A 21852-nucleotide genomic window follows, 5' to 3' on the forward strand; every position below is an offset into this window, starting at 1 on the left:
TGCGGAACGATGTCTCCGAACCAGACACCCCCTCGGGCACAGATAGAAGCCCCGTGTTTCGCATTGCCAGAAAGGCAGGCGATTCACGGGGCTTTTCGCATCGGTACAGTGGGTGCGTATGCACGCTACTTTTACCTATCTAGATCCCTTCACCGCCCAGCGCCATGTGGTCGAGGCCCCCGAGGACTCTCAGTATGTTGTGGTTAAACGACGCGGTGACGCCGTTGTTGATGGCACGGTGATGAGCTTCCACTCCACCCATGCGCAAGCCCGCGACGCGGTCATGGCCGGCCTCACGGAGGAATTGCGGCACGCTGGGGACAACGAACCCGTTTATGTCACCCATGCTCGCTTGCGGGGTGAGTACGCTCGCTACGTGGACTGCTAAGCTGCCCGGCTATTAATAGGTTCCGCTTCTTCCACTACAGTTGCCTTCTTCTTCGACGTGACGTAGCTGTGCACAGCCTTGATCAGGATGGGCACTACAGACAGCGCGATGATAAGCAGCATGATCTTCTCAATCGAATCGGCAATGCCTGGAATATTTCCCAAGAAGACGCCGACCAAATTCATGGAGAGCACCCATGCCACTGCCCCGCTAACGTTCCATCCGATGAACTTTTTATAGGGCATTTCAGCCGTACCAGCGGCCACCAGGAGTGAATCCCCCGGAAGGAACGGAAAGAGTACTCCTGACTCAATGAACACCACGAGGCCAATACCGCCTATGACCCATGGCCCAAAAGCCTCAAGCAAGGTAGCCGCGTCCATATAAGACGTGAGGTTATGAAGAAAGTTCATGCGGATGCGTGCCTCAGATAAGTATCCACCGCGGAGTGCTGAAACCGTGCATCGAACCGAGGCTTGCCAGCAAGTTGGGGCGCTACTCCCAGTTCCTCCCCAGACACCGCGACTCGCGGGACGCGCTTGGATCCAATGAGGATTTCGGCCTCACTCGGATTAAGCTTGTAGCCCTATGAAAACTGGTTGGGTGCACAGCGTCGGTGACTTTTGTACGTCTTTGGCGCGCTCGGCTTGGCGGAGCTGCAGCCGCTGGACGTGGAAGCGTTGGGCGGCGGTAATCCTCACCGGCATGGCGCTGGTGATTCTTGCCGTGCTTGTCGACGTCCCCTCTCTCGCCGCGCTCCGTTCTTGGTCGCAGCACCTCGGGCCATGGTTCCTCGTCGCCTTTGCCGGCTCCTATATCTTCTTCACGCAGTTCCCCATCCCCCGAACAGTATGGACTTTAGCCGCGGGGCTCCTCTTCGGCCCGTGGCTCGGGCTGGTCATCTCCCTCGTCGCACTGACCATCTCCGCCACTGTTTCCCTGCTGATAATCCGCAGGTTGCTTGGTGAATGGATTCGCCCGCACCTCACGCACCCGGCGGTCTATGCAATCAATGCGCGCCTGGACCGCCGCGGTTGGCTCGCCGTGGCCTCATTGCGGATGGTCGCGGGAGTTCCGTTTTCCTTATTAAACTATGTCGCGGCCCTCACCCCAATTTCGGTCCTGCAGTTTTCCATCGCCACTCTCATCGGTTCGATTCCCACGACCGCTATCGGTGTCTTTTTCGGGGACGCGCTTACCGGTAAGACAAGCCCCTACACCATCGTTGGCTTTGTCCTCGCCGCTGCACTCGGTATCGCCGGACTCATTTTAGACACGCGCTTGCCGCTCGAGCCCGGTATGCAACGACCGGTCAAGCGCAAGGGGTAGACTAAACGTTGTTTCTCACTGGAAGGAGTCTCTCAACGTGCTAGCAGTCCATGCCCGCTACCGCGGTCGCTCGGTGCGCCGCGCCGATTTGGTCCAACGCTCCGCAGCTGCGCTTTCCACGCTGGAGGGCGTCGGTGAATTCGAGGTCCTTGGCGTCGAGGATATTTGCGCCGTTGCCTACTCCTCTTCCGCGGTGTGCGATGTCGTCATGGCACTTCTTGCGGACGGTGACTGGGCCATCGGTATCGGTGTTGTCCCGGGCGAGGGCGCGGGAGATGCCGAGACGCGCGCCGTCGCTACCGCTGCTGTGAAGGGATCAGCACGCGCGGGGCATGTCTACGCCAAGGTTGATCGGCGCGGGCGGGCGCAGGAAGCGCAGGATATTGCAGCGGCCTTCGCTCTCCTCGGCTTCGTACTCACTAAGCGCACGATGGAGGGCCGCGAGGCTACATCCTTGGTGCGCGGAGGACTAAACCAGAATGAGGCCGCCGAGGAATTGGGTATCTCCAAACAGGCTATGTCCCAGCGCCTCCAGGCGGCAGGCTGGGCAGCGGAAACCGCCGGATGTCAGCTCGCGGTGAATCTCATCGACCGAGCGAACTCGAACTAAAGAAGATCTTCTTTGCGCAGCTCGGGCGTCGTGACGAAGTCTACGAGACGTTCTACAGCGCCGATGAGCGTGGAATCGAGATCCCGGAAGGAATTGACGGCATTATAAACACGGCTCCAGCCTTCCTTGGGATCGGACCAGCCCGTTCGCCGGCAGATACCAGTCTTCCAGTCCTCCCCATAGGGAACTTCGGGCCAGGCGCGCAGCCCTAGGCGCTCGGGTTTAACGGCTGCCCAGATATCAATGAAGGGATGTCCGGTCACGAGCACATGCTCGCCCACTGTTTGCGTCAACCGCGTTTCCTTTGAGCCTTCTACGAGGTGATCCGCGAGAACTCCCACGCGGCGCCCAGGTCCTGGCTGGAATTCAGCGAGGCGTTCCTCGAGGTTGTCTAGACCCTCGAGGTATTCGACTACCACGCCCTCTACTCGCAGGTCGTGCCCCCAGACCTTCTCCACGATCGCCGCATCATGGATGCCTTCGACCCAAATGCGCGATGGCGCGGCTACTTTCGCCTCAACGTTCTCAACGCGGCGCGATCCAGAGTTCGACTTTCTGGGCGCTTGCTTCTCGACGTATCTCGTCAGCGTCACCGGCTGCCCCTCTACAAGGAAGCCGCCCTTGACAAGTTTGAATACTCGCTCGGTACCGTGACGATCTTCGAGGCGCACGACTGGCCCCCACGCGGTCTTGTCCACGCCCATCACCGCCCCCACGAAATCGTCTCCGCGAACCTCGACGACCAGCCCCGGTTCTGCGGGCACCTCGGGGTATTCGGTTTTCTTGTTGCGTGCATGTCCGGCGAAAATGTCGCCGCCGTAAGGATCCCGGGAATTCAAGCTCATAGCGGTCTACCCTATCGTCTACACTGTCCAGCCATGGATATGCGCGCCGAAGTCTGGTCCCCCGTACAAAACGTCGCCGTCTGGCTTGGCGCGTGGCTGTGGGGACACGAATCCGCCGATGATTTCCTTGATGCCCTCCGCGAGCTAGGCGGGGAACAGCAGGGAGCGAACGGAGAACCCTTCCTTGATGTTATGTCACGTCTCCGACGCGAAACCATCTCCATTATCGAGCGCGGTGAACGCGAGCCCCTCCTGCGACTCATCCTTTCTGGCCCGGGTGAGGCGCCAGCACTACCGGCGGGTTCGGATTCGGCGCGTGCAGCGGCTAATAATCCGGCCGGCGCTATCGTGGTGCGGACCAACGATAGAGACCGTCATTTAGTATTGGTGCCCTCTTATGCCGACGGCGCCACCCAGTGGATGGTAATTGAGGAAACTGCTGCGCTCCCCTCGCCTGCGTGGCTAAGCCCGGGCGAGGCTGATGCGCTATTGAGCGCCGCAACGAATGAATCCGCAGCACTCATCGAAGCTCTGGGCTACCGCAGCGATGCTCTCCCCAATCCGCGGCTGACGGTGGGAACTCTTAGTGACTTCTATGACACTCCGGGTTTACCCGCTGCGGTACCGGGGCGCGCAGCAAAACTTTTTGCGCGCGCTGATCGCGTCGCGGCCATCATCGAGACAGTGACCGACCGCATCCAGGACCACAGCCTCGATCCACAGCTGCTGCGCCTATGGCGCCACATCCGTCAAGCACGAATGGCTGGCGTGGCCTACGCGCTCACGGATTTCGCGCGTTAATGCGGCTTGTGCAGCGACCAGATATCGCAGCACCCTTCAGCGCAGGGGGCACCATCGACGGTGCAACCTTGGACAGTGACGTCTCCGAGAGAAACGGGCTCGGTTCCCTGCTCCAGCTCATCGATGAGGTCCACGATGAGCGAGGCGAAACGAGTGGTTGGACCAGCGGTGTGGGTGCGATAGACGCTAACCCCCATCTCCTCGGCGGCTTGCTTTAGTTCTGAATCGAGGTCCCAGATGACCTCCATATGATCGGAGATGAATCCGATGGGACACACGACGACGCCATCGACACCGTCCTCCTGGTGGATGAGCGTCGTGTGATCGACGATGTCCGGCTCTAGCCATGGAGTAGCCGGGTTGCCTGACCGCGACTGCCATACAAGGTCATAGTCCTCCACCCCTGCTGCCTCGGCGACGAGACGGGAAGCTTCCGCCACCTGGCGGGAGTAAATGTGCTTATCTCCTTCAGCACCCCCCACTGCATCGTGCGCCGTTGGAACTGAGTGGGCAGTAAACAGCATGCGGGTGCTAGCCAGCTTGTCTTCCGGGACCTGTGCGTAGGCATCTCGGACCGCGGCAGCCATCTCTTCGATGAACTTCGGGTGATCGAAGAACTGACGAAGCTTGGTGAAGGTCATGGCGGGCAAGTTCTTGTCTTCGACGTACTTGCGCAAAGCGACGATGTCTTCGTTGTATTGTCGGCAAGCACTGTAGCCACCCCACGCCGAGGTAGCAAAGACAGCCACGTTGCGCACTCCGTCGGCAGCCATTTTCTCGACAGCTTCTGTTCCGAAGGGATGCCAGTTACGGTTACCAAAGTAAACCGGTAGATTATGTCCGCGAGCCTTGAGCTCCACGGCCACGTTGTCAATAATCTCTCGGTTCAATTCGTTCAAGGGGCTTTTACCACCGAAGTGAAAGTAGTGCTCCCCAACTTCGATAAGGCGCTCGCGCGGAATGCCGCGGCCACGGGTAACGTTCTCCAAAAACGGGACGACCTCCTCGTTTGCTTCCGGGCCACCGAAAGAAAGAACGAGGAGGGCGTCGAATGAAGAGGGCACCGAATCGGTGCTGTGGGCGTTGCCCTGGGCAGTACGCAGTGTGTCAGTCATGCAGCCCAGTCTAGCAACGGGCTGTTCTAGATCAGGCGCACGGCATAGGGTGCCATGCCGCCTTGACGCACAGGGGTAATGCTGACGTTTTGACCAGACTGCGGGGCTTCAACCATCGTGCCATCGCCGAGGTAGATCGCCACGTGTTGGTTGCCGCTTGGGCCGTAGAAGATTAGGTCACCACGCTCCATCTCACTCGGTGCGATCTTGGTCCCCTTCTGGTACTGGTAGCCGGTGTAGTGCGGCAGGGAAATGCCTACTCCTGCAAAGGCATAGAGAACAAGGCCCGAGCAGTCGAAGCCGACCTTGTTGTAGTCACCGTGGGAATCCGCCACGCCGCCGTCACGAATGCCCTGGGTGGGACCGTTTGCATCGCCACCGCCCCACGCATACGGAACACCTACCTGGGACGTCGCGCGCGAAATGACAGTCTCGATCTTTGCCTCACGGGAGGCATCACCCAGAGATTCGGAAGCCTTATCCGTGACGCTATCGGTCGTGTCAAGTGGATCCAGCACACCGGAAACCTCGGACTCCACAGTGTCTTCATCCGAAGTCGCGGAAGCAGAATCGCTAGCCTCCGCGATGCTCGCGCCTTCGCCCTGCAGGGCGAAAAGCTTTGAGGAGCCTTCAACCAAAGCGTCGATCTCGTCCTGGCTCAAGCTGTTGCTGTGGCCTGGCTGAGAAGCGGCGACCAAGGAAGCTACGGTTCCTACCGCGCCAATGCCCAATGCAACCGTCTCAGCATCGATCCCGCTCGGGTCGAAGGAGCTGCCGCTGCCGCCTGAAGTCGCCTCCTCTTCAGCGGAGCTTGCAGTGCTTGTCGACGACAATTCCTGCACGTTCGGATCGTTGGCCACAGTGCTTGCGGCACTCGAGAGCGCATCCATGTCTTCAGCAGAAACGGAGGGCGCAGAGCGTTGTGATTGCAAAGTAGGGTCCTTCGCCTCGGAGGCTGAAGGGCCGGCGGCCGCGACGGAATCGGTCTCTGGGGTCGACTCTGTGGAGTCATCGGCTGGGGCCGTAGTTGTGTCCTGAGTACCGGCCTCCCCCGCTGGCGACAAGGCCTCATCGTTGACGTTCTTTCCGGTCTCTGGACTTGACGAATCGACCACGTCAACACCCTTAGCTTGATTAAGGGCCTTGTGGAGAGATGAGAGTTGAGAGAGAAGGTCCTCGCGCTCGGCCGCAGATTCTTCAATTGAAGCTTCGGAAGCGGAGAGCTGTTCGCGTGCAGCGGACTCAGCATCGGCCGCCTTCTCTGCGCGCTCCTCAGCCAACTGCTGGGTCTTGCGTAGCTGCGACTCCTTGTTGGCCTTCTCCGTGCGCTCCTTTTCCAGATCGCTCACAATGGCCTGTTGCTTTTCTGATTGCGAGCGGAGGTAGGACTGGCGCTCCAACATATCCGATCGGGCATCCTTGCCGGCCGCGTGGGAAACGGCGTCAGAGGTATTTGCTCGGCGGTAGGCAGAGCGTGAGACCTCGTCCAGCTTGGCTTGAGCATCGGCGACGTCTGCCTGGGCATCATCAAGCTCCTGGCGAGCCGTCGCGGTTCCCTGGCGAGCCTGGGCTGCCTTAGTGCGAGCGTCATTGAGATCAACGAGCGCCCGGTTGACGGTTTCACGTTGGATGCCGATTTCGGCCTCCGCTTGCGCGATGCGTTCCTCAATCTGAGCGATGGCGCCGGCGAGGTCAGCGATGGAAGGACTATCAGAGGACAGCAGTGACTCAATATTGAGCCGCTCAGGCTCCTCCGCCACTGCAGGAGCGAGCGAAGAAGCGGTAGACAAGGCTGCGGTGGTCGCAATGGCAGCGAAAGCTGCCTTGAAACGCCGGAAGCCAAATGACGATGTGGTGGCCACGAGAGTTATCTCCTAGGCACCTACCTCATTGGAACTGTCATGCGTGTCGTGCAGACATGCGTGCCGGACATCGAGCGGTACAGGCAACGAGTCAGCCAGGCAAACGGTAGTTAAGGCACGCAAAGTGCGCATAGCTAGCTCGGTCTTCCCGCAGGATGTTACGACGACGGCTACGTCCAAAGGAATAAGTGGAACCGAAAAGGCTGGCACCCGGTGCTGGCCGGGGTATGCCCACGCGGGTTGCCCTAGATGATTACGAGCAACTTCACGACAATATAGGTCGAATAAGTTGGGCTGCACCATCACTGACACGGGGCAACACGATACTGCGCGGCGTCTCGTGTGTGCACCAACATCAAGCCGGACCGCTTTATAAAAGCAAATCAGACTGCGCACTCGCGGGCTCGTTTGCTCCGCATAGAGCGCGCTTAAATATGACTGCGCGATCCGGCGATGAGGGGGCACACACCCTAATCTGGCGATAAGTCCTATGTCGGTTCCTCCTCGCTCGGCGCCGCGCTCATGGAAGGGTCGCGTCTCGCACCAATAGTGGCGCACGCGCAAGCCCTCGTGGCTGGCACCCAACCGGAAACCGATGGAACCCAGGCCGACGCAGCCCTCAAAAAGGCATGCGTATGAAGTGTATGAAGCCTCTTCCACTCGGGAGGTAGGTGTTTCGATATCTAAAAAAATTTGAACACTGGTACCGACTGCGCCGAGCAAACTGTACTGCTATGCGCATCAACATAGTGGTGCGACGGTCATCCACCAGGCGGTGAACCTCAACAGTTCCCTTCGCTCGTGGCGTGCTTCCCCACATACCCGTGCGACAAATCAGTTGAGAGTCAAGGCTTGGTCCATGAACGTATGGAGCAATAGTCAACCCGTGAGTCGATACGTGAACCATACGTCACCGACACGCCTTCTCGCACACTTTCCCCATCTTTCACATAAGCCACGCATGACCACACGGCGTTACAGGCGCACCTAACCTGCAATGACATTGTTACGAAGGTGTGACTGTGATGTTGCTCACTCTACCCTCGGCCCTCACCTGTCCTGCCCATCGGGCACCGCCCCTTTGTCGCGTCCCAAGCCTTGCCTTGCGCCTTTCTCTCTTCGGGGGCGAGTTCCTAGCGGCACACCATTCGGAGGGTGCTTGAGGAGGCGGCACTTGCGTGCGAGACCCCATTAGCCTTTCGCCCTTCGAGCTCTGCCTCGCGGCGTCAGCTTCGACCTCGGGATCGCCCGCCCGCCGGCCGGAGATTTCACCCTCCAGCGGGACGAGAAATTGCCCGCCCTGCGCCTGTCTCAAGTCTCGTGGCACACCTAGCTTTGGAAGGCTCGAAAGCCCAGCGGCAACCACTCCCCCGGCGAAAAATCAAGTCTTAGTGGTTGATTTTCGCCACTTCCCTACTCCCCCGCACTGAAGGCCGGCGCGTGTTGGTCGGCGTCTTCTCGCCTAGTGATCGGCTGGTTCAACCTCCGTGGCGGCTGCCCGGAAACTCGCCCATCCAGCGACCGCCGCAACGGTGAACGCGACCGCAAAAATCAACAACCACGGCACGGAGAACTGATCTGCAACGGCATAAAAATCATTAAGCAGGGTTACCTGATCGAGTCCGGTGGGAAGCGAATCTTCGGCCGCCTCTAGGGCTGCCCGGTCATAAGAATTACTGACCGCGGACACCCGCATGGGTGCCTGGAGAATTACTGTGTCAAGTCCCGTTTGCTCTTGAAGGGTTGTGGCCAGATCGCGGAGATCTGGAATTTTCTCCGGAAAAACATCAACGACAGCAATGCCGTGGTTGGGTTGGAGGGATTCTGCGATGTGGGTCTGGAGGTCGTCGTCAAGCGCTAGTTCTGGATTGGAGAATGCCACGCCATCGGCCGAGAGCTGATCGGCGATGTCATCTACGTCTACTCCCGCAGGAATCATTCGCCTCTCCTTAATCTCTAGCCTCAATGATCATTGGGACCTTGATCGCTGTGCTTGGCGTCACGGCTCGTCAAGCTCATTTCTTTGGCGGGGCGTGTCCCCCCTGCTGCTCCCGACTGAGCCTAAACCGTGCAGTGCGGTTGACGTGGGCGACTCGCCGCTACCCCCGAAATGTAGGAAACAGAACGCTCGTACTGTTATGCTGGTGTCAACCGAGGGTTCTTACATCTACAATAGATACGGAACATTAGCGTTCTGAGACTGTCGAAATTCCTGGCTCCAGTTGGCTGCTAGGGCATGACGGCAAATTCGATGAACCTTCGACCAGTGTTCGATAACCCACAAGCAAAAGCAAGGAATGGAGCTCCTTATGACTGAAAGCCTGAACTCCTTCGGCGCCAAGAAGACTCTTGAGGTCAACGGTAAGTCTTATGACTACTTCGACATCAACGCAGTCGAGGGCCTGGAGAAGCTTCCTTACTCCCTCAAGGTGCTGGCTGAGAACCAGCTGCGCTACGAGGACGGGAAGAACGTAACCAAGGATCACATTAACGCTTTGGCGAACTGGGATCCCTCCGCTGAGCCGGATACCGAGATCCAGTTCACCCCGGCCCGTGTTCTTATGCAGGACTTCACCGGTGTCCCCTGTGTGGTGGACCTGGCAACCATGCGTGAAGCTATCACCGCCCTCGGCGGCAAGCCGGACCAGGTGAACCCGCTCAACCCGGCTGAGATGGTTATTGACCACTCCGTCATCGTCGAGGCCTTCGGCTCAACCGAAGCTCTAGAGAAGAACGTTGAGATCGAGTACGAGCGCAACCAGGAGCGTTACCAGTTCCTGCGCTGGGGTGCTGAGAACTTCTCCAACTTCCGCGTTGTTCCTCCGGGAACCGGTATCGTCCACCAGGTCAACATTGAGTACCTCTCCCGCGTTGTCTTCGACAACGACGGTGTTGCTTACCCGGATACCTGTATCGGCACTGACTCCCACACCACCATGGAGAACGGCCTGGGCATTCTGGGCTGGGGCGTCGGCGGCATCGAGGCCGAGGCTGCAATGCTGGGCCAGCCGGTGTCCATGCTGATCCCCCGCGTCGTGGGCTTCAAGCTCACCGGCGAGATTCCGACCGGTGTGACCGCAACCGATGTGGTTCTGACCATCACCGAGATGCTGCGTCAGCACGGCGTCGTTCAGAAGTTTGTTGAGTTCTACGGCAATGGCGTGAAGTCGGTGCCGCTGGCCAACCGTGCCACCATCGGCAACATGTCCCCCGAGTTCGGTTCTACCGCCGCGATCTTCCCGATCGACGAGGAGACCATCAAGTACCTCGAACTCACCGGCCGCCCGCAGGAGCAGATCGACCGCGTCGAGGCATACGCCAAGGCGCAGGGTATGTGGCTGGAGCAGGACGCTCCGGAGGCAGAGTACTCCGAGTACCTCGAGCTGGACCTGTCCACCGTTAAGCCCTCTATCGCCGGCCCGAAGCGCCCGCAGGACCGCATCCTCCTCTCCGAGGCCAAGGAACAGTTCCGTAAGGATCTGCCGACCTACGCTTCCGGCGAGGTTGTTGCAGACGAGTCCACCATCGAGGCGAAGCGCATGACCGCTGAGGGCGCCGACGAGAACTCCCTCGTCGACGTGACCGGTGGCCTGAACAAGTCTCGCGCTGGTGAGGGCGAATCCGCAGCCAAGGGTGGCTCCGGCCGCCAGTCCAACCCGGTGACTGTCACCTCCCCGAACGGCGGCGAGTACACCTTGGACCACGGCATGGTAGCCATCGCTTCCATCACCTCCTGCACCAATACCTCCAACCCGTCCGTCATGGTCGGCGCAGGCCTCATCGCCCGCAAGGCGGCCGAGAAGGGCCTGAAGTCCAAGCCGTGGGTTAAGACCATTTGTGCTCCGGGTTCCCAGGTTGTGGATGGCTACTTCCAGCGCGCAGACCTCTGGAAGGATCTGGAGGCCTTGGGCTTCTACCTCTCCGGTTTCGGCTGCACCACCTGTATCGGTAACTCCGGCCCGCTGCCGGAGGAAATTTCCAACGCCATCAACGAGCATGACCTGGCTGCTACCGCGGTGCTGTCCGGTAACCGTAACTTCGAGGGCCGCATCTCCCCGGACGTCAAGATGAACTACTTGGCTTCCCCCATCATGGTCATCGCCTACGCTATTGCCGGCACCATGGACTTCGATTTCGAGACCCAGCCGCTGGGCCAGGATCAGGATGGCAACGATGTCTTCCTCAAGGACATCTGGCCTTCCCCGCAGGAGATTGAGGACACCATCCAGCAGGCCATCTCCCGCGAGCTCTACGAGGCGGACTACGCCGACGTGTTCAAGGGCGATGACGCATGGCGCAGCCTGGACGTTCCGGAGGGTGAGACCTTCAAGTGGAACGAGGACTCCACCTACATCCGCAAGGCACCGTACTTCGACGGCATGCCAACTGAGCCGGAACCGGTTCAGGACATCAAGGGCGCTCGTGTTCTGGCTAAGCTCGGTGACTCCGTAACCACCGACCACATCTCCCCTGCTTCCTCCATTAAGCCGGGCACCCCGGCCGCTCAGTACCTGGATGCCAACGGTGTGGAGCGCCAGGACTACAACTCCCTGGGTTCCCGTCGTGGTAACCACGAGGTCATGATGCGCGGTACCTTCGCCAACATCCGCCTCCAGAACCAGCTGGTCGACGTCGCCGGTGGCTACACCCGCGACTTCACCCAGGAGGGCGCACCGCAGGCCTTCATCTTCGATGCTTGCGAGAACTACAAGGCAGCCAACATCCCGCTGGTTGTCCTTGCCGGCAAGGAGTACGGCACCGGTTCCTCCCGTGACTGGGCTGCTAAGGGCACCAACCTGCTTGGTGTGAAGGCCGTCATCACCGAGTCCTTCGAGCGCATCCACCGCTCGAACCTCATCGGTATGGGCGTCATCCCGCTGCAGTTCCCGGAGGGCGAGTCCCACGAGTCTCTGGGCCTGGACGGCACCGAGACCTTCGATATCGAGGGCATTGAGGCTCTTAACGAGGGCGGCATTCCGAAGACGGTCCACGTGACCGCCACCAAGGAATCCGGCGAGACCGTTGAGTTCGATGCCAAGGTTCGCATCGACACGCCTGGTGAGGCCGACTACTACCGCCACGGCGGCATCCTGCAGTTCGTTCTGCGCCAGATGGTCAAGGCCTAAACCAGCCTTGTCCCGCATGCGGGGACGCCGACTACGGATAGCCCCGCATAACTAGGCAAAAGGCCAGCTAGCAACAACGAGTGCTGGCTGGCCTTTTCTATTTCCTAACCTTTACGTATTTTCATCACCTGATTATCCCCCGCCGTGCCTTAAGGAGCGAGATTCCAGCCATGCCGATTATGAGCGACTCCGAACTTCATCGCCGCCGCAACGACATCCTGGTTGGGGCACGAAAATGCTTTGCGGAGCACGGCTATGACGGTGCTACAGTCCGCCGCCTTGAAGAAGCCACGGGCAAATCGCGTGGGGCTATCTTTCACCACTTCGGCGATAAAGAGTCTCTCTTTTTGGCCCTGGCCCGGGAAGACGCGGCCCGCGAGGCCGAGGTTGTGGCAAATAACGGTCTGGTTGAGGTTATGAGCGAGATGCTGCGCCACCCTGAGCGCCACGACTGGTTGGCCACTCGCCTGGCCGTTACCTCGATGCTGCGCACTGATCCGTCTTTCGCCGCTCGGTGGCACGAAGAGCAAGAAGTTCTGGATAAGGCGGTACGCGCTCGCTTGGAATCCAACGCGGAAAAAGGTCGCCTGCGCGATGACGTCTCCATCGATACCCTCGTGACGTACCTAGAGACTTTCATGGACGGCTTCATCAACCGCCTCGCGCTGGGAGACACCAAGAACCTAGACCAGGTGTTGAGTTTGGTAGAACAATCGATTCGTGGCTCCCGCGCCGAGCACTAAGCGATTAACGCTCAGTGGCGGAGTGTGATTGACGCTACACTATGGCGTATGCACCATACTCCCCTACAGCTTCCGCGGACGCAGTGTGGAATTAGTCTAAACGCCACACCCCGGCTTGCTCCGAAAGAACAGCGCGCCCACGATGCTCAGCCGAGCGCGCGAATAGATAATTCAGGGCTCCGCGAGGTCATCGAGGAGGCTGGTCCGCTGCCTGGGCGCCTGAAGTCTGGCGACGTGGCTACCTGGATTTTTATCACTATCGTGGTGCTCTTCGTATGCGGCATGGCGTTCACTTTTATTTACGATTTCCTCGGCTCAGCGCGACATGTCATTTCACAGTTTCGGCTCATCTCTTTCATTCCCGTCTTCCCTTTACTGATCATCCTGATCATCGTGGGGATTGGCTTGCGACGCGTGGCCATGAAAGTCAGTCGTTCTCGGCGTCTGCGCACTGCATGGCGCAACGGCTGGGTAGAATACCGTCCTGCTCTCATCGGTGAGTTGGTGTACCTACGCAGCAAAACCGTAGGCCCCGACGACCGTGAACGAACCTATTTTTATTACTCGGCGCCCCTTCTGCTCCTCCAGCCAGACGGCACACTAGCTAGAGCCATGTCCGGTGAGTTCCGCGCTGCAAATCCGAACTGGCTGAGATCGCGGGGCACTGCTATCGCCGAAGGATCCCGCTTAGCAACCGTGGACTCCACGAATAACAATGGATGGACCGTCGCTGCTTACCGCACCGACGGGACGAGTTCAGAAGCAGAACTTTCGTGTGGCCTCACCGGGCGCCAGGTAGAAGCCGTTCTCTCCTTCGCCGAACAGCGCTGGGTGCGCTAAGGCCGCTCTTTCATTGGGGTCGGCCCGCCGCCCCACACGGGTCCTGCTCCCCATTGGATGTTGAACCGACGATCAAGGCAGCTCCAAGCCCTTTACACTGTGATCCATGACGCAATCTTCTATTCAATTGCCTCGGTCAACGCTGAAATTTGATGCAGCCAGCGCCGACTCCCTCGCGCCTAAGGAGCTAAAGGAGCACGATCAGCAGCCCAACCCCAACGTAGATCGCAGCGGCATACGCGAAGCTATCGATAGCGTCGGGCGACCGATCGGCCAAACGAATCCCGGCATGACCATCGCTGGTGTCATTGTCATCTCCATGGGAGTTATGTCCCTGTTCTTCTCAGTGACGCATGCGCTTTTCCTCTTCGTCCTTTTTCCCGGCGCAGATGGAACCATCGGCGGGATACCGATAGCCAGTATTATCATCGCGCTCACCGCACTGGTATTCATCCTTATCGGAGTTATGGTCATGCGAGGGCGCTGGGGATCCACGACGCGGCTGCGCACTGCGTGGGCGAATGGATGGATTGAGTACCGCCCCGCATTGATCGGTGAGCTGGTTTATAAGCGTCGCGTCGATTACAACGACACCACCGATTACTACTACACCGCCCCGATACTGATTTTGCAGCCGGACGGCTCATTGACAAAGAGCCGGACAGCGGAGTTCATTGCTCCGAATCCGAACTGGCTGAAGCTGCGTGGCCGGTTGCTCGCCGACGGTCCCCTCGTCGCCACCGTCGACTTCAACCACAATAACGGCTGGAGTGTGGTGGGATACCGCGCCGACTCGGATAATCCGCGACTAGAACTCCAGCATGGTCTGCGCAAGAAGAACATCGAGGCGGCGCTGTCTTTTGCCGAGCAAAACTAGATAAAAGGTTAATGCTCAAGGATTTACAGTCTAGACTGGCCGCCTTCTAGGAGCCGATAAGAATGCCTCAACACTACATAGCCCCTTTTGACTTTCCCGACCATGAATACAATGAAAGGCTGATTCCTCGAAGTCATCGGTCAGTTTCTTCTCCCAACCCCTCGCCAGCAACTAGCGCCATCACGTGTGCAATCGCAACAGCAAGTCCACTTCTTGGCGGGAAAACGCTTGAAACTAAAGAACTTCGCACGCGCATTGTGGTGGCAGTAATACTCTGCGCCATGGCGGTTCCAATCCTTATTTTTGAAGATCTGTCCTTCAGCTCCGGATGGCAGGGATTGGCCGCGGCATTCTTCGCTGTCTTGTTCGTGGTTACAGCAGCTAGAAATCTTTGGTCAATACGCAGCTCGACATGGGGTGCGCGCCGGATACGTACCGCCGCAGAAAATGGATGGATAGAGTATTATCCCGCATTGCTCAGCGAGATCTGGCAGACCGGCGAATACGTCCCAGAATATGAACCCACCCAGTACTATTACAAAGCGAAAGTGCGCCTTTCCTTCCCGATGGCACTATTCACGACATCATCAGCGATGAGTTTGCGTCTCTCACTTCTCCACGTGCCTTCCGCGAACAGGGCATCGGCGTGGTGCGTTTTCAAAGCAAGGCCATCTTTGAGCGCACCACGGGGTGGTACATTGCCGCTCACTTATCCACAAAGCCACTACGCTTTGCAAGCCTGCGTCATGGACTCAGCCGCGAGCAAGTAATAGCCGGTCTTAACGCCGCCGCATCCTCTGCTTCCTAGATGTCCTTAACGCTGCCTTCACCATCGATGAATTCCAGAGGCGAGGCCGGGAAGCTATCGCGGCGAGCCACCTCAGCGACAACCTCGGCCACAAGCTCCCGGGAAGTCGTCATATCGCTCGTGCGCTCAGCATCGCTATCGAGCACGGTGATGCCCTGAGAAGGCTCTTCCGTGAGTGCCGCGGGACCCAGAATAAGGTAATTGAGATCGGTCGAATTCAGCTTATTATCTACGGCCTTCTTGGACTCCACGTAGGCATACCACTTCTCGTCCGCGGGATCGGTGGTATTGGTCGTGGCACCCATGTAGGAAATCATGATGTAGGCCGGAGCGTTCTTACCGTCAACAGCTAGCTTCTCCAGACCCGCAATCGATGCGAGCGCGGCATCGCGGTCCACCGCCCAGGTTACGTCAGCGCCAGCGCGGCCACCGTTTCCGGCACCCCACACGACGACGTCATAGTCAGCCAAAAGCTCTACCCAGTCTTCAACAGAAAGCTCGGTGAGATCGCGCACCACTGCAGTGGCGCCGAGGGCTTCAACATCAGCGACCTGGTCGGGGTTACGGATAAGGGAATGGACGGTAAGATTGGCGTCGACAAGCTTGGGCGCCGCTAAAAGCCCAACCTTGCCATGGCCGCCGATGTACAGAACCTTCTTGCGTGCAGTTGTTGTCGTATCAGTCATGAGCGCCACCGTACGCGCTGTCTGATATCTCTGCAGGACCCCAGGACAGCTGGAAAAACCTACAGGCTACAATCTAGTCATGATCGCCATCATGACTGTTACCGGTGTCGATAACACCGGCATTATCTCCGCCGTGTCCACCGCCCTCGCAGAGCTTAACGTCAATATCGTTGATGTCTCCCAGACCCTCATGTCTGAGTACTTCACCATGATCTTGCGCGTCGAATTCGATGAGAACGAGGTCAGCATCCAGCAGCTCCAGGAACGGATGAACACCGTCGGTGAGTCCATCAAACAATCCATCCGCGTGCAGTCGGAAGCGCTGTTCACCGCAATGAACGAAATTTAGGGGCGATAACCAGTCATGCTTAACCGCTTCAATACCGCCAGCATTCTCGACACCATCGAGATGATCGAGAAATACCGTCTCGATATCCGCACCGTCACCATGGGCATTTCGCTGCTCGGCTGCACGCGCTCCACCATGGAAGCCACCGCTGAGGCTGTCTACGACCTCGTGACCACCCGCGCCGCACAGCTGGTTGAGGTGTGCGAGGGAATCGAGGCCGAGCTCGGCATCCCGATCGTCAACAAGCGCATCTCCGTCACCCCAATCGCGCTCATCGTGGCCGGCGTCGAAGGAAACCCCGTAGACGTCGCCCGCGCGCTCGACCGTGCGGCAGCCGCGACCGGCGTCGACTTCGTTGGCGGCTACTCCGCGCTCGTTGAAAAGGGCGCTACCACTGCTGAAAAGGCCCTGATCCGATCCATCCCGGAAGCCCTCGCAGAGACGAACCTCGTCTGCTCCTCGGTGAACATCGCCTCCTCCCGCGCCGGCATCAACATGAATGCCGCGGCCCAGATGGGACGCATCATCAAGGAAGCAGCCGAGCTGACCAAGGACCGCAGCGCTATCGGTTGCGCCAAGCTCGTGATCTTCTCCAACTCCGTGGGCGATAACCCCTTCATGGCCGGCGCTTTCCACGGTATTGAGGAGCCGGACTGCGTGGTTTCTGTTGGCGTATCCGGACCCGGTGTCGTCGATCGCGCGCTCGGCTCCCTTGAGGGAGCCACCCTCAATGAGGTCGCCGAGGAAGTCAAGAAGGCAGCCTTCAAGGTAACTCGCGCCGGCCAGCTCGTGGGTTCCATGGCTTCTCAGCGCCTCGGTGTCCCCTTTGGCATCATTGACCTCTCGCTTGCTCCCACCGCGGAACTGGGTGACTCCGTCGCACACATCCTGGAGCATATGGGGCTGGATCAGGTGGGCACGCACGGCACCACGGCAGCGCTCGCGTTGCTTAACGACGCCGTCAAGAAGGGCGGCATGATGGCCTGCTCCCGCGTGGGTGGTCTGTCCGGTTCCTTCATCCCGGTTTCTGAGGACAAGGGGATGATCGATGCGGTGCGCTCTGGCGCTATCTCCATTGACAAGCTGGAGGCCATGACCTCGATCTGCTCTGTGGGCTTGGACATGATCGCCATTCCGGGCGATACCTCTGCGGAGACCATCGCCGGTATGATCGCGGACGAAGCCGCCATTGGCGTGATGAACCATAAGACAACCGCCGTGCGCGTCGTCCCTGCTCCAGGTACCAAGGCTGGCGACGAGGTCAACTTCGGCGGCCTTCTGGGCTACGCCCCGGTCATCCCGGTTAATGAAGTGGGCAACTCCACCTTCATCAAACGCGGTGGCTTCATCCCGGCGCCGGTGCACGGTTTCCGCAACTAAGGAGAACACCACACGGAGCAATGCGCACCGAGCACTTGACCCTCACACAATGTGAGGGTTTAGCTTTATCCTATGAAGATATCGGACGTCGCCGCGGTCGCTGGTTGCTCAGTGCGCTCCGTGCGCCATTTGCACGAAACGGGCGCGGTTCCTGAACCCGCACGCACCAGCGGAAACTATCGCGACTATTCTGTCTCTGACCTGGCTTCGGTGCTGCGAGCGCGTGCACTTATCGACGCCGGCGTTCCCGTCGCTGATGTCTCATCTCCTGATGCGGTCGAGCGCTCGTTTAACATGCTGGATGAGCGCATTGCTCGGCTGCAACAGCAGCGAGAACGTTTGCGTGCCCTTTCTCAAGCCCCCAAAGGGACACCAGAGGATATCCGTGACTCCCTCAGCCAGGTCATCGAGGATCCGGCAATGCTTCAACTCGAACTGGATTCCTGGGATCTCATTGCACTTACCGGAGTCGCTACATCAGCCACCTGGAAACAGCTACGACAGAACCTCGCCGACGACTATTGCCTTGCAGCTCTCCGCGAGGCTGAAATGTTGTGGCGAGAGCTTGGCTCGCTGTCTCCGCATGATTGTGAGGTCGCGCGTATCATCGAGAAGATGCGCTACCTGGGGGAACACGGGTTGATGCGAGGAATCTATCCCACCTTGCGACCTGGTAACGCTCCGCTGACCGTGGCTGATGCTCCGACTACTGGTGCGCAAGGTGTAGCGCTCAAAGCTTTGGTAGGTGGCTCAGGTGGCTAGTATCTGGCGATTTGTGGAGAAACATCCTGGATTTCGCCTAGCCAAATATGAATTGGGCCTCTACCACGATCTGTGGCGCTGGATGCGGGGCCAGACGTTGGTCCCCGCCGGAGCGGTGGCACTTCCCCACCCTCCGGGCAGGCTACAGATGCTCGGCTTCGTCACTGCGGTGCTGGTGGTTGAAATGGTGGCCGTTCACTTTCTACTCCCTGTGGGCGTTCTACGAATTCTGGCGTTAGTGTTGTCGCTGTGGGCCATTATTTTTGTGTGGGGCTTGATCGCTGCCGAACGTATTCGACCTAGCTATGTCACCGACGAACTCACGGTTTTGCGGCGCGGAAAAACTGTCTTCGTTAAGGTACCGATGGTTCTTGTCCGTAGCAGGCGGGCAGACCGAACATTCGAATCAGCGGTTGTTATAAACAAAGGTGAACTAACTGTAGGTGGCCCAGCTGGTACCGATACCATCCTTGACCTCAGTGAACCCGTCCAGGCATCACCGGACCGCTACCCATGGCAGTGCGCTCACCCAAAGGAGGTAACGAAGGTGCGCTTTTATGGTGCTATTTCTTGCTAATTACTGGCGTTGCGAAGTTCTTCTTCAATCTCCGCAATCATCGGCAACACGAGATCCGCACGTTCAGCGTCAATTCCCCACTTCTCCGGTTCACTGCGGACCATGTCAGCTATGGCCGTAAGAAAGTGGGCGAAATTTTCGACTACGGCACGGTTATTGTTGCGAATGCCTTCGGTGAGCACGGTAGTGCTCAGCCGTTCGGTCCAAATTTCGAGGATATGCGGCGAGGTACTCTTGGCAATCGTGGTGCAGGCCGCACGCGCTAAGCGGATGCTCTCATCGTCATGCCACACTCCTCCGGGCGCGCGAAGGCGGCACGAGATGATCGCCGCACCTTCGACAGCCGGGATCATTCCTATGCGAACACAGGTTTCTACGTAGTCAGCGCCGTAGCCGACGGCCATGATAGGACCAATGTCTTTGACGATGCCGCGTGTGTCCTCCTCTGTGACATACCACGCGCGGAAGGTGAGGTAGTCCTCGTAGTGGAAGTGGCCTGCTTCCGCGAGCACATTCAGCAACTGAGCGGACAAAGCCTTGGTCCACACCTTGCCTGTACGCAGGTAACCGGTGAGGCGCTCCCGAATCTGGCCGAGATGGCTGTCCCACTGGCCTGACTCAATGCCTTCTTTCAATTCGGTATAGGCCCAGTCCACTCGTACTTCAGGGCGCTTGCTCACCAATCCGGTGAGCAAAGGTTCGATGACGGAATCTAGGGTCGCGGCGGTGCTCATGGTCTCTTCCTCTCCAGCGGCGGCGCGAAGGGGTCTTACCACTTCTAGACCCTGTGCGTGGGAAGCGGAAGGACCCAAGAGAAGAGTCTTGAGCGGTGTGGTTGTGAGCCCGAGTCTAGCGCAGGAAGCAGAATCAGGACAGAGCTATATTTGGGAAATAGTCTTTAGGCTAGCTCCACGATTTCCATGTACTCGTCGTTCCACAAATCCTCATCGCCGTCCGGCATGATGATGACGCGTTCCGGGTTGAGCGCCTTGACCGCACCCGGGTCGTGGGTAACCAAGACCACGGCGCCGGTGTAGGTGCCTAGGGCATCGAGCACCTGCTCGCGGGACTGTGGGTCGAGGTTGTTTGTAGGCTCGTCGAGAAGCAGCACGTTGGCACGCGAGGACACCAGCGTTGCCAGCGACAGTCGGGTTTTCTCACCACCGGAGAGCGTTCCGGCGGGTTGCTCCAACTTGTCACCGGAGAACATGAAGGCACCCAGCAGTCCACGCAAATCCTGCTGGCCAGCATCAGGACAGGCCTCGATGGTATTTTCCCACACGGTCTTGTCTGGGTCGATGTTGTCATGCTCCTGCGCAAAGTAGCCGATGCGCAGGCCGTGGCCGGAGACGATGCCGCCCTCGCCATCGGTGCGCTCCACGCCCGCCAGAAGCTTAAGCAGAGTCGTCTTGCCGGCACCGTTATAGCCCAGCACAACCACGCGGGAGCCCTTGTCGATGGCCAAATCGACGCCGGCAAAAACCTCCAGCGAACCGTACATCTTGGTCAGGCCCTTGGCGTTCATCGGAGTCTTGCCGCAGGGAGCTGGTTCCGGGAACTTAATGTGGGCTACCTTATCGGCCACGCGAACATCATCCAGCTCGTTCATCATGCGCTCAGCACGGTGCAGCATCTGCTTGGCGGCGGCGGCCTTCGTGGCCTTCGCTCCCAACTTGGCGGCTTGCTTGTGTAGTGCTGCGGCTTTCTTCTCCGCGTTGGCGCGCTCGCGGCGGCGGCGTGCCTCATCGGTGGCGCGAGCATCAAGGTACTTCTTAAAGCCCATGTTGTAGACGTCTGCTTCGGCGCGCACGGCATCAAGGAACCAGACCTTGTTGCAGACGGCTTCCAGCAGGTCGACGTCGTGGGAAATCATCACGAGGCCACCCTCGTGCTTGGATAAGAAGCCGCGCAACCACGTAATCGAATCCGCGTCGAGGTGGTTCGTGGGCTCGTCGAGAAGCAGCGTGGTCTGGGACTTGCCTGACCCAGCCGAAGCTGCGAAGAGAATCTGCGCCAGCTCCACTCGGCGGCGCTGACCGCCGGACAGCGTCTTAAGCTGCTGGTCGAGCACGCGCTGCGGCAGGCCCAAGTTGTCGCAGATCTGGGCGCACTCGGAGTCTGCCTCGTAGCCACCTAACGTGTGGTATTCCTCCTCCAGACGGGAGAACTTACGAATGGCCTTGTCGCGGAACCTATCGTCCGTGGCGGTTTCCATCAGCTCTTGCTGCTTGGCCATGCGGCGCTTGATCTCATCTAAGCCGCGAGCAGAGAGCACGCGCTCACGAGCGGTCTGCTCGATATTGCCCTCACGGGAATCCTGCGGCAGGTAACCAATAGGACCTGAGCGCGTCACCGAGCCGCCATAGGGCTCGGTCTCCCCCGCCAGGATGCGCATCGTCGTCGTCTTGCCCGCGCCATTGCGGCCGACCAAGCCGATACGATCCCCCGGTTGCACTCGAAGGTGCTGGCCGGGGGCGTCGAGAAGCGTGCGTGCGCCCACGCGCACCTCGAAATCATTGGTCACAATCACGTCGAAACAGTCTAGCAACCAGGGCAGTTAAACCCGAACTGCACGGCGCCCAGGCACAGCATCGCTTGCGAACCACCACTGACGAATAGATCCCCAGACCTCGATCCCGCAACCTCCTGTTCGCCTCTACTGAGTGAGCCAGTGCTTGGCGACGCCCACCTGCGTCTTTCGGGATCGAGGTCTGGGGCTTTGCTTTTGGTTGAGGAGACCGCGTTGACAGTGGC

At 59.0% G+C, this 21852-nt stretch carries 21 protein-coding genes; 13 read left to right on the forward strand and 8 right to left on the reverse strand.

What is annotated here, in order from left to right; genetic code table 11:
- The first annotated feature begins 118 nt into the window (after positions 1-118).
- The gene (locus HMPREF2896_RS06190) at positions 119-388 is read left to right on the forward strand and encodes a hypothetical protein (RefSeq protein ID WP_070643533.1); all 270 of its coding nucleotides are present in this window, start codon (positions 119-121) and stop codon (positions 386-388) included.
- On the opposite strand, the gene HMPREF2896_RS06195 is transcribed toward HMPREF2896_RS06190, so the two are convergent.
- The gene (locus HMPREF2896_RS06195) at positions 385-801 is read right to left on the reverse strand and encodes a DedA family protein (protein WP_070643530.1); all 417 of its coding nucleotides are present in this window, start codon (positions 799-801) and stop codon (positions 385-387) included. The genes HMPREF2896_RS06190 and HMPREF2896_RS06195 overlap by 4 nt on opposite strands.
- A 175-nt stretch (positions 802-976) precedes the next feature.
- Here HMPREF2896_RS06195 and HMPREF2896_RS06200 point away from each other — a divergent pair, with 175 nt between their 5' ends.
- Positions 977-1717 carry a TVP38/TMEM64 family protein gene (locus HMPREF2896_RS06200; RefSeq protein WP_070643528.1) on the forward strand — a complete coding sequence of 247 codons (741 nt, stop codon included), beginning with the start codon at positions 977-979 and terminating at the stop codon, positions 1715-1717.
- Between the two features lie 37 nt (positions 1718-1754).
- Complete coding sequence (locus HMPREF2896_RS06205; protein WP_070444784.1) at positions 1755-2327, forward strand: MarR family transcriptional regulator; 573 nt, start codon at positions 1755-1757, stop codon at positions 2325-2327.
- Here the strand turns inward: HMPREF2896_RS06205 and HMPREF2896_RS06210 are convergent.
- Positions 2324-3172 carry a DUF3097 domain-containing protein gene (locus HMPREF2896_RS06210; protein ID WP_070444785.1) on the reverse strand — a complete coding sequence of 283 codons (849 nt, stop codon included), beginning with the start codon at positions 3170-3172 and terminating at the stop codon, positions 2324-2326. The genes HMPREF2896_RS06205 and HMPREF2896_RS06210 overlap by 4 nt on opposite strands.
- 33 nt (positions 3173-3205) lie before the next feature.
- Between HMPREF2896_RS06210 and HMPREF2896_RS06215 the strand changes: the two genes are divergently transcribed.
- On the forward strand, positions 3206-3973 hold the full coding sequence (locus HMPREF2896_RS06215) for a hypothetical protein (RefSeq protein ID WP_070444787.1): 768 nt from the start codon (positions 3206-3208) through the stop codon (positions 3971-3973).
- Here HMPREF2896_RS06215 and HMPREF2896_RS06220 read toward each other — a convergent pair.
- From HMPREF2896_RS06220 to HMPREF2896_RS06230, 3 genes are all read right to left on the reverse strand, one after another.
- Complete coding sequence (locus HMPREF2896_RS06220) at positions 3970-5088, reverse strand: ferrochelatase (RefSeq protein ID WP_070444789.1); 1119 nt, start codon at positions 5086-5088, stop codon at positions 3970-3972. The genes HMPREF2896_RS06215 and HMPREF2896_RS06220 overlap by 4 nt on opposite strands.
- Before the next feature lie 26 nt (positions 5089-5114).
- Positions 5115-6950: a DIP1281 family NlpC/P60 protein gene (locus HMPREF2896_RS06225; RefSeq protein WP_070444791.1), complete on the reverse strand. Its 1836-nt coding sequence runs from the start codon at positions 6948-6950 to the stop codon at positions 5115-5117.
- A gap of 1462 nt (positions 6951-8412) precedes the next feature.
- Positions 8413-8889 (reverse strand): Rv1476 family membrane protein, encoded by a 477-nt coding sequence (locus tag HMPREF2896_RS06230; protein ID WP_070444793.1) that lies wholly within the window; start codon positions 8887-8889, stop codon positions 8413-8415.
- 370 nt (positions 8890-9259) lie between these two features.
- On the opposite strand from HMPREF2896_RS06230, the gene can reads away from it, so the two are divergent.
- The 5 genes from can to HMPREF2896_RS12410 all read left to right on the forward strand — a co-directional run bounded on the left by can (position 9260) and on the right by HMPREF2896_RS12410 (position 15306).
- Positions 9260-12076, forward strand: coding sequence for an aconitate hydratase (gene can / locus HMPREF2896_RS06235; RefSeq protein WP_210388748.1), 2817 nt, complete (start codon positions 9260-9262; stop codon positions 12074-12076).
- Between the two features lie 170 nt (positions 12077-12246).
- Positions 12247-12819, forward strand: coding sequence for a TetR/AcrR family transcriptional regulator (locus HMPREF2896_RS06240; protein ID WP_070444799.1), 573 nt, complete (start codon positions 12247-12249; stop codon positions 12817-12819).
- A gap of 234 nt (positions 12820-13053) precedes the next feature.
- Positions 13054-13659 (forward strand): hypothetical protein, encoded by a 606-nt coding sequence (locus HMPREF2896_RS06245; protein WP_246817245.1) that lies wholly within the window; start codon positions 13054-13056, stop codon positions 13657-13659.
- A gap of 106 nt (positions 13660-13765) precedes the next feature.
- Complete coding sequence (locus HMPREF2896_RS06250) at positions 13766-14536, forward strand: hypothetical protein (RefSeq protein ID WP_070710612.1); 771 nt, start codon at positions 13766-13768, stop codon at positions 14534-14536.
- A 62-nt stretch (positions 14537-14598) separates the two neighbouring features.
- Positions 14599-15306 (forward strand): hypothetical protein, encoded by a 708-nt coding sequence (locus tag HMPREF2896_RS12410; protein ID WP_246824003.1) that lies wholly within the window; start codon positions 14599-14601, stop codon positions 15304-15306.
- 34 nt (positions 15307-15340) lie between these two features.
- On the opposite strand, the gene HMPREF2896_RS06255 is transcribed toward HMPREF2896_RS12410, so the two are convergent.
- Entirely contained in the window at positions 15341-16030 is a 690-nt protein-coding gene (locus HMPREF2896_RS06255) for an SDR family oxidoreductase (protein WP_070643516.1), read from the reverse strand.
- 79 nt (positions 16031-16109) lie between these two features.
- Here HMPREF2896_RS06255 and HMPREF2896_RS06260 point away from each other — a divergent pair, with 79 nt between their 5' ends.
- From HMPREF2896_RS06260 to HMPREF2896_RS06275, 4 genes are all read left to right on the forward strand, one after another.
- Entirely contained in the window at positions 16110-16379 is a 270-nt protein-coding gene (locus HMPREF2896_RS06260) for an ACT domain-containing protein (protein WP_010186707.1), read from the forward strand.
- 15 nt (positions 16380-16394) lie between these two features.
- The gene (locus HMPREF2896_RS06265) at positions 16395-17759 is read left to right on the forward strand and encodes a PFL family protein (protein ID WP_070643514.1); all 1365 of its coding nucleotides are present in this window, start codon (positions 16395-16397) and stop codon (positions 17757-17759) included.
- Between the two features lie 72 nt (positions 17760-17831).
- Positions 17832-18521, forward strand: coding sequence for a MerR family transcriptional regulator (locus HMPREF2896_RS06270; RefSeq protein ID WP_070643511.1), 690 nt, complete (start codon positions 17832-17834; stop codon positions 18519-18521).
- A complete protein-coding gene (locus HMPREF2896_RS06275) occupies positions 18514-19098 on the forward strand; it encodes a hypothetical protein (RefSeq protein ID WP_070718646.1) in 585 nt (194 codons plus the stop codon). Before HMPREF2896_RS06270 ends, HMPREF2896_RS06275 begins: the two co-directional genes overlap by 8 nt.
- Here the strand turns inward: HMPREF2896_RS06275 and HMPREF2896_RS06280 are convergent.
- Both HMPREF2896_RS06280 and HMPREF2896_RS06285 read right to left on the reverse strand, forming a co-directional pair.
- A complete protein-coding gene (locus HMPREF2896_RS06280; RefSeq protein ID WP_070718498.1) occupies positions 19095-19832 on the reverse strand; it encodes a hypothetical protein in 738 nt (245 codons plus the stop codon). The two genes, HMPREF2896_RS06275 and HMPREF2896_RS06280, sit on opposite strands and share 4 nt — an antisense overlap.
- Before the next feature lie 164 nt (positions 19833-19996).
- Positions 19997-21628: an ABC-F family ATP-binding cassette domain-containing protein gene (locus tag HMPREF2896_RS06285; RefSeq protein WP_070444825.1), complete on the reverse strand. Its 1632-nt coding sequence runs from the start codon at positions 21626-21628 to the stop codon at positions 19997-19999.
- Between the last annotated feature and the right edge of the window lie 224 nt (positions 21629-21852).

This window comes from Corynebacterium sp. HMSC069E04 (genome assembly GCF_001813175.1).
Taxonomy (GTDB): Bacteria; Actinomycetota; Actinomycetes; order Mycobacteriales; family Mycobacteriaceae; genus Corynebacterium; species Corynebacterium aurimucosum.